Raw genomic sequence first — 5,577 nt, forward strand, 5'->3', positions numbered from 1 at the left:
AGTGAGGGCGATTTCGTAGCCAGCAATACCAATTTCCATATTTTTGGCTTTGTCACCCAAGGGAAATTGCTGAATCAAATTACTCAAATTAACAATCACTGCGGCAATGGATGTTGCTGTGTCTGTTTCCGCTTCTGCTAGGGTATTTGTAGCCCAAAGACGCAAAAATTCTGCAAAAATAGGATTGAGTTTATCAGTATTGGCTGCCAGCAAGGGGTAAATTACTTGAGGATCACCGTTGCTTTCTGCTGTTGCTTGCAGTGTTTGTAATAAAAATTGCCCATAAACGTCTATATTTTCTGGGGTGACAGTGGAAGTTTCACCACCTGCTGGAGATGTTGTTGGTAAGTTCAGCGCTGCACTGAGTTGTGTTTCCAAGTTTCTCAGCCAATTTGCAGCATTTTCCTGTCCTTGCTGTGAGTAATGCTGTGCTGCTGCTGCTAACATCTGCAAAAAGCCAGCATCAAGTAATTCTGTATTAGCCGCTAATATTTCTGCTTCTTCTCCATCCGGGCATTTGAGCAAACTTTCAATTAGCTGATAATAAGCCTGTTGGCGCTGTTCGTCCATGAGCAGGTGTTAGATAGATACATCATTGATCAAGCTTTAACAGTATTATCCTCTATTTCTGAAAAATTAGGTGATAAATTTAGCTCACAGGCAAGCCGTAATCCGAATTTAAATCTTGTTTTTAAGACTGGAAACTCTCTTTGGTTCAGGATGTGTGTACACCGTAGCATTGCTAAGGAGAGGGGAAACTTTGATGCAAGTCAAAGGCGGGGTGAGATCAATTACGAATTACGTTAGCGAAGCTCCTCTGAAAGAGGCATTACGAACTACGAATTACAAATTATTTTCTCAAGTTTCCCCGGTAAAAAGCTGTTTTAAAGTTTCTGGGAGGTTGGTGATTTCTTGGATCAGGTCATCGGGGCTAAAGCCAAATATATTCAAAATGACAAGGATTACAAAAATAGCGATCGCACTACTTAGAAATGTCTTGAATACTTTCAGAAAAGCTCGGAAAATGATCAAAGCCACAATTAAGGCCGCAATTAGAATTATTATATTAGTTGGCATTAGTAAGTGTAGATAAATCTAAATTTCTTAAGTGTGGATAGAAGCGATCGCGATCGCCATATCCTCACGAGTTCCCCCTACAGCTAAAATAGTCTTGACCATCAAATCTAGAGAAACTGAAGGATCTCCCGCTTCCATCTTAGCTACACGCGATTGACTGGAATTAATTTTCTTAGCCAAGTTCGCCTGAGAAAGCTGGTTTTTTAAGCGCAGTTCCTGCAAATATCTACTTAAAGATAGCTTCATTTCCATAAAAGCTATTTCTTCAGGTAAAAATTCTAGAAAGTCAGCCGCATTTCCGACACACCAACCAACTGCTTCCAAACGTTGACGCTTTGCTATATCCATATATGTTCTTGAATAAATTAACTCTCCTGCTTGTGTTTTTTGATATCAAATCTGACGTAGAAGTATCATAGCAGCAGGATATAGCGATCGCACAAAAATCAGATCAAGTTGCGTTACTTCAAACTTTTGCCAAAATTTCATCCCATTCAGACTGGGAAAGGGGTTGTACTTCTATCTGCATCCCAAAACAATCACAAGCGGCGGTAATCAAAGCGGCAATAATCTGGTCTAAACTTAAATTTTCGGGTAGTTGTGTTGTACAAGATTCTGCACCAAAGACTTGAGTAAATAATTCTGCATCAGGCTGTAAACGGATGGAACCATGTTGCAAAATTACCTCACCCCGTCGCAGTTGGGCGCTACCAATGAGTTTACCTCCATCTGGTAACACTAAATCTGCACTTGTAGCTGTACCGAAACAGTTAGGATTGTGGATATAGCCCCGCCCAGCTGTACCGTAGCGCAATTTTACGCCAAGCGATCGCCATCCTTGAATTAAAAACTCACAAATCTTTTCGTATATTTGGAAACGGCTACCCGGTATCCCCGAAGTCACCACAGCATAAGTTAAATCACCTTGATGTAGTACCGCCCTACCGCCAGTAGGACGACTCACCAAATCTAGTTTTTCGCCTCGCCAAGTTAAATTTTGCCAAAAATCCGGGTATTGGCGTTGGTGATAGCCCAGAGAAATTGCAGGTGGCGACCAAGTATAAAATCGCAGAGTTGGAGGATGCTTTCCAGATTTGTGCTGTTCTAGCAACCATCTGTCAATCGCCATCTGCACATCACCAGAGGCTTCTAGCAAAGGAATCAGTCGCCAAACCTGCTGACCATCAAAATTTTCAATTGGGTTCAACACTGATATTTAAAGAGGTGCAAGCAATAGAGTTTGGAACAATTCAAAGGACAAAGCCTGGGGAAAGCCGTTTAAGCAGCACCGTACTGAGATTGTAAAACGTCGTCGTGATCATCAGCAATGGTAGCCACAATGGTAACTAGCCGTGATACTTCCGCCGGAGATAAATCTTCTAGAGTGCGTGTTGAGATTACAACCACCCGATTCTCAATAATACCAAAACGGGCTTCTAAAGTGTTGGAGCAGTTCATTTCCAAAAGATGACGCATCAACTTGAGTTCATCTTTGGCTGGCAAGTTTAGCACCGTAGACCAAACTGTGATGGTATCCTCGTCACTTTCTCCGGTCAGTTGGATAAAAACTTCCACACTCCCGTATTTAAATTTCCACAGATAACCATCCTTTGGATCGTGGCTCACCATGGCGCTATCATCTTGTTCTAGAGTACCGATGACATTTTCAATTACTTCCACATGGTTGACACTGACTGTATCTGAGTTAAGTTCATTGCTGAGTAGGGTTTCTTGGTAGTTTGTCATACAGAATTTTTTCCCGATTTGGTTACTGTTTCTCTACACATACTTTATCGCCTGTGAGGAAGGTTAGTTATAGCTAGTTCGCAGAATATTTTAAACTAAGCGATCGCAGTCATACAATTTGAGATTGTGGATTGATTTCACAGATAAATCTGAGGGCTTATACAACTCAGGAAGTATTAGTCATAAATATGACATTTTATTTTGGCAAATATTACCTGTATGATAATTCTTACTGCACCTACCTAAATTAAACAAATGGTGTAGCAAATCAAAAGTTTCAGGATGTGCTATAATATGTCCTTTTTATCCTCAACTGTGCAGAATCGTGATGTCCGTCAATTGGGTATTAACCCCAATCATTGGTATGTGGTTGCACTTAGTAGCGAAGTGACTCATAAGCCCATAAATGTGGTAATTTGGCAGCAAGCGATGGCGCAAGCGCCCGCCGCAGGCATCGCGCTATATCGAGACAGTACAGGTAAAATCCACGCCCTAGAAGACCGTTGTCCCCATCGCCAAGTTAAACTGAGTCACGGACAGGTAATTGGCAACGAATTAGAATGTGCATATCACGGTTGGCGTTTCAATTCTGCCGGTGAATGTGCGGCTGTTCCCTACTTAGCAGAAAATCAGAAGTTACCAAATTGTCAGATTCGCCATTACCCAGTTAAAGAACAAGATGGATTTATTTGGTTATTTCCCGGAAATGCCGAACCAACTGTAGAACCTCTGGGTTTACCAGAATGGGAACATCTCAATTATATTGCCACAGTTTCAGTAATTCATACTCAAGCCCATTATTCTTATTTAATAGAGAATTTAATGGATATGTATCATGGGCATTTACATCAAGACTTGCAAGCTTGGGCAGAAGCATCATTACAAGATATTGATGAAAATAATCATCGTGTAGATGCTCATTATATCGCCCAAAGTTATTACAAAATTGATAAAATTTGGTCAATATCGCAGTTATTTTTTCCTGCCTTGAGAAAATTACATCCTGAACCCTTGGACGTGAGTTATGTTTATCCTCACTGGGTTTCTACCTTGGGTCAAGATTTTAAAATCTATTGTTTATTATGTCCAATAAGTGAAACGGAAACCAAAGCGTATTTAATTCATTTTACATCATTAAATTCTTTTTGGAGATTACATAAATTACCTGTATGGTTTCGGCGATTTATTAAAGATAGTTTATTTGGTGCAGCGCAAAAATTGCTTGATGGTTTAGTAATTCAAGATGTGAAGATGATTGAAGAAGAACAGCAAGCGTATTTGCAGAATCCCCAAAGGCGAAATTATGAATTAAATCGGGCGTTGGTAAGTGTGCAGCGTTTGATGCGGAATCAGACAGAACAGGGGTAATTCCTGATGGAATTATGGAATCAAAACCAAGAGAGATTCGGCGTTACATTACAGCTAACGGCAAAATTCCTTTCGCAGAATGGCTAGATGGGCTGCGAGATAGGAGAGCTAAAGCTAAAATTAAAGAGAGGCTAAAACGAGCTAGTCTTGGTAATCTGGGAGATTATAAGTCAGTAGGAGAGGGTGTTTTTGAACTCAGGATTAATTATGGTTCTGGCTACCGAGTCTATTTTGGACAAATAGGAACAACAATTGTGCTTCTGCTGTTGGGTGGAGATAAAAGCAGTCAAGAAAAAGATATTTGTAAGGCACAGGAGTATTGGGCAGAATATGAAGAAAGTGAAAATGCCGACCAGTGATAGCTACCAGGACTATCTAATTGAATCACTTCAAGACCGTGAAGAGGCAGCTGCTTATATCGAAGCAATATTAGAAGTGGAAAATCCTGAGACTGAACTGTTAACCTCAGCCTTAAAAGATGTCATTGATGCACAGTTGAATATGAATAATCTTTCTGCACAAGCAAACCTAAAGTGGGAAGAATTAAATCAAATGTTGTTAAAGAGTGGTGGTGCTGAAATATACAGTTTGCTAGGATTATTAGATGCTTTAGGATTTAAACTAGAGGTCAGAGAAAAATCATGAGGCTGAAGGTTCCTTTCTATCAACTATTTCCTGATAAGCAAACATTTAAATTACTTCAAAATCAGGAGTATTCATGATGACAATACCTCGAAGTATTGAAGAAATCAAAACTATGATTTTTCAGCTACCAGTTGAAGAACTCATCACACTGATTTCTGAAATTGAAGAAAGGCTGGAAACCGTGACAATAATGCAACTGGCAGAAACTGGATTTCAGGAATGGAACGACCCAGAAGAAGATATTTACAATGACTAAGCCTAAAACATTACAAATCTGGAAGGTAAAAAATATTAATATTATTGTGTAGTGATGGCTACAGCCCTCAAATCAGGACTAAAGTCCTTACTACAAACTATGAAAGCGAAAAAGCCGAAAACTAACGTATTAAACCAGCACGTTGAAAGATGGTATGGGGAGTAATTTCTAATTTTGGTAATGCTTCATGACTAATGACTTGATTATCTCGAAAGGTGAGAGGAAGAGAAGATGCTGTAAAAAGAGTGATAGTTTGAGATATTGTATCTACTATCCAAACCAGAAGAATCCCAGCTTGAAGATAATAAGTAGCTTTTTCGATCATATCTCCAAAAGTTTGACCAGAAGAAATAATTTCGATGACTAATTCTGGTATGACAGGACAAGCTTCATCCTCAAGCCAGTCAGCAGCAAGACGGTTATAGGAAATGTAGGTTAAATCAGGTACAGGTATCCAATTTTCTTGATTTCTTGTTAATTTTATA

Annotated in this window: 9 protein-coding genes and 1 pseudogene; 4 read left to right on the top strand and 6 right to left on the bottom strand. The window is 39.6% G+C overall.

The annotated features are described in order from the left end of the window. The 5 genes and pseudogenes from VB654_RS08165 to VB654_RS08185 form a co-directional block, all read right to left on the bottom strand. A pseudogene (locus VB654_RS08165) lies at nucleotides 1-570 on the bottom strand (hypothetical protein); the annotation flags it as partial. A 288-nt stretch (nucleotides 571-858) separates the two neighbouring features. Then, nucleotides 859-1,077: a hypothetical protein gene (locus VB654_RS08170; protein WP_323213188.1), complete on the bottom strand. Its 219-nt coding sequence runs from the start codon at nucleotides 1,075-1,077 to the stop codon at nucleotides 859-861. A 27-nt stretch (nucleotides 1,078-1,104) separates the two neighbouring features. Then, on the bottom strand, nucleotides 1,105-1,425 hold the full coding sequence (locus VB654_RS08175; protein ID WP_323213189.1) for a helix-turn-helix transcriptional regulator: 321 nt from the start codon (nucleotides 1,423-1,425) through the stop codon (nucleotides 1,105-1,107). Between the two features lie 118 nt (nucleotides 1,426-1,543). Continuing rightward, nucleotides 1,544-2,287 (bottom strand): biotin/lipoate A/B protein ligase family protein, encoded by a 744-nt coding sequence (locus tag VB654_RS08180; RefSeq protein ID WP_323213190.1) that lies wholly within the window; start codon nucleotides 2,285-2,287, stop codon nucleotides 1,544-1,546. A 68-nt stretch (nucleotides 2,288-2,355) separates the two neighbouring features. Then, nucleotides 2,356-2,823 (bottom strand): YbjN domain-containing protein, encoded by a 468-nt coding sequence (locus VB654_RS08185; protein ID WP_323213191.1) that lies wholly within the window; start codon nucleotides 2,821-2,823, stop codon nucleotides 2,356-2,358. A gap of 294 nt (nucleotides 2,824-3,117) precedes the next feature. Between VB654_RS08185 and VB654_RS08190 the strand changes: the two genes are divergently transcribed. The 4 genes from VB654_RS08190 (at nucleotide 3,118) to VB654_RS08205 (ending at nucleotide 5,092) form a co-directional block, all read left to right on the top strand. Beyond that, complete coding sequence (locus tag VB654_RS08190) at nucleotides 3,118-4,191, top strand: aromatic ring-hydroxylating dioxygenase subunit alpha (RefSeq protein ID WP_323213192.1); 1,074 nt, start codon at nucleotides 3,118-3,120, stop codon at nucleotides 4,189-4,191. 14 nt (nucleotides 4,192-4,205) lie between these two features. Further along, nucleotides 4,206-4,550: a type II toxin-antitoxin system RelE/ParE family toxin gene (locus tag VB654_RS08195; protein WP_323213194.1), complete on the top strand. Its 345-nt coding sequence runs from the start codon at nucleotides 4,206-4,208 to the stop codon at nucleotides 4,548-4,550. Further along, a complete protein-coding gene (locus VB654_RS08200) occupies nucleotides 4,537-4,836 on the top strand; it encodes a transcriptional regulator (protein ID WP_323213195.1) in 300 nt (99 codons plus the stop codon). Before VB654_RS08195 ends, VB654_RS08200 begins: the two co-directional genes overlap by 14 nt. 73 nt (nucleotides 4,837-4,909) lie before the next feature. Next, nucleotides 4,910-5,092: a hypothetical protein gene (locus VB654_RS08205; protein WP_323213196.1), complete on the top strand. Its 183-nt coding sequence runs from the start codon at nucleotides 4,910-4,912 to the stop codon at nucleotides 5,090-5,092. A gap of 121 nt (nucleotides 5,093-5,213) precedes the next feature. Here VB654_RS08205 and VB654_RS08210 read toward each other — a convergent pair. Then, the coding region (locus VB654_RS08210; RefSeq protein ID WP_323213197.1) for a Uma2 family endonuclease at nucleotides 5,214-5,577 on the bottom strand (364 nt) is incomplete at its 5' end.

This window comes from Nodularia sp. UHCC 0506 (genome assembly GCF_034931045.1).
Lineage (GTDB): Bacteria > Cyanobacteriota > Cyanobacteriia > Cyanobacteriales > Nostocaceae > Nodularia.